Below are 1,517 nucleotides of genomic sequence, written 5' to 3' on the forward strand. Positions count from 1 at the left end.
CCATGCCCGCTGGATCGGGTCAACCGGCAGTTTCGTGCGCAGCGTCCGAACCAGCTCCATGCCCGCTGGATCGGGTCAACCGGCAGTTTCGTGCGCAGCGTCCGAACCAGCTATGGGTCTCGGATTTCACGTACGTGTCGACCTGGCAGGGCTGGCTGTACGTCGCCTTCGTGATCGATGTGTTTGCCCGGCGCATCGTGGGCTGGAGGGTCAGCAGTTCAATGCGCACGGACTTCGTGCTCGATGCCTTGGAACAGGCGCTCTACGACCGCCAACCCGAGCGCGACGGCAGCTTGATTTGCCACTCGGATCGTGGTTCGCAATACGTCAGCATCCGCTACACCGAACGACTTGCCGAGGCTGGCATTGAGCCATCGGTGGGCAGCAAAGGCGACTCCTATGACAACGCCCTGGCCGAGACGATCAACGGCCTCTACAAGGCCGAGTTGATCCATCGCCGTGCACCGTGGAAGACCAAGGAGGCGGTGGAATTCGCCACGCTCGAATGGGTGTCCTGGTTCAACCACCATCGCCTGCTCGAACCCATCGGCTACATCCCGCCTGCAGAGGCTGAGGCAAACTACTACCGGCAATTCGCCAGTCAGACCGCCACGGTGGCGGCATGACTTAAACCAACCGGCCTCCATGAAACCCGGGGCGATTCATGATGCCCACGGATGCCGGATTCACGCTTCGCCGTCGATCGACGGTCGGCCGTCAGGCCAGCGCACAGACGCAGTCTCTCATTTCGTACTCGGCAATCCACTGATCGCGTCGCATCTCCAGCTCTCGCGCGACCGCAGCTCCATCTTTGAACGGCCCCKAAATCGTGATGCGGCAAGCAAATCGCAGGCTGTCGAAGATGTCCGCTCGATAGCTCACGCAGCCGTCGAACACAGCGCCCGCTTCGATTCGTGACGTCCAATTCGAAGCATGCGATCGCGGGGGATCGGCACCCTCACCGCCAAGTAGCTGCAGCTTCATTCCAAATCCCCTCGCGTCTACCGTGAGGCGCTATCGGGGCGACACGCGTCGCCCTGTAGGACAGAACATACACGCTTCGGTGGGGGTGTCGGTGCGCTATCGAACAAAGCTACACAACGTTACGAGGGATGCGCAAGGCTGACGCGAGCGGCTCTAGCAACCGCTCCAGCAAGCAACAGGTGCCGCGTCCGACGCCGGGAATGCGGGCCCATGCGTGCGGCACATGACCAGCTCGGACCGGCCGGAAAAAACCCACCGGGAAATTCAATCTACGTTGGAAAACCAGTTCAATGTGGGTTGGTAGCTTGCTTGGCGATGAATTTCATTTCAGCAGCCCGGTGCATGGCAGGACAGTGTGTGAAGCCTGAATTCAGGTCGCATGCACAGTGCGAAGCTGTACGTCAGCGGCAACGGCTCGAAGAGGAAAAGCGGAACCCGATGGCACCGTAAGTGGCCCTGTTGGCTAGCTCACCCGGTTGTCCAGCAGCACGATGGCTTCCCCGACGAGCTTGCCGGCCGCGTTGATCCGGGGA

Annotated in this window: 2 protein-coding genes; one reads left to right on the forward strand and one right to left on the reverse strand. The window is 61.0% G+C overall.

What is annotated here, in order from left to right:
* On the forward strand, positions 1–626 hold a 626-nt coding region (locus AC1D2E_RS35830), incomplete at its 5' end, for an IS3 family transposase (RefSeq protein ID WP_478201790.1).
* A gap of 91 nt (positions 627–717) precedes the next feature.
* Here the strand turns inward: AC1D2E_RS35830 and AC1D2E_RS35835 are convergent.
* Complete coding sequence (locus AC1D2E_RS35835; protein ID WP_478201791.1) at positions 718–984, reverse strand: hypothetical protein; 267 nt, start codon at positions 982–984, stop codon at positions 718–720.
* Positions 985–1,517: the final 533 nt, after the last annotated feature.

It is taken from the genome of Variovorax sp. P1_H2 (genome assembly GCF_056405295.1).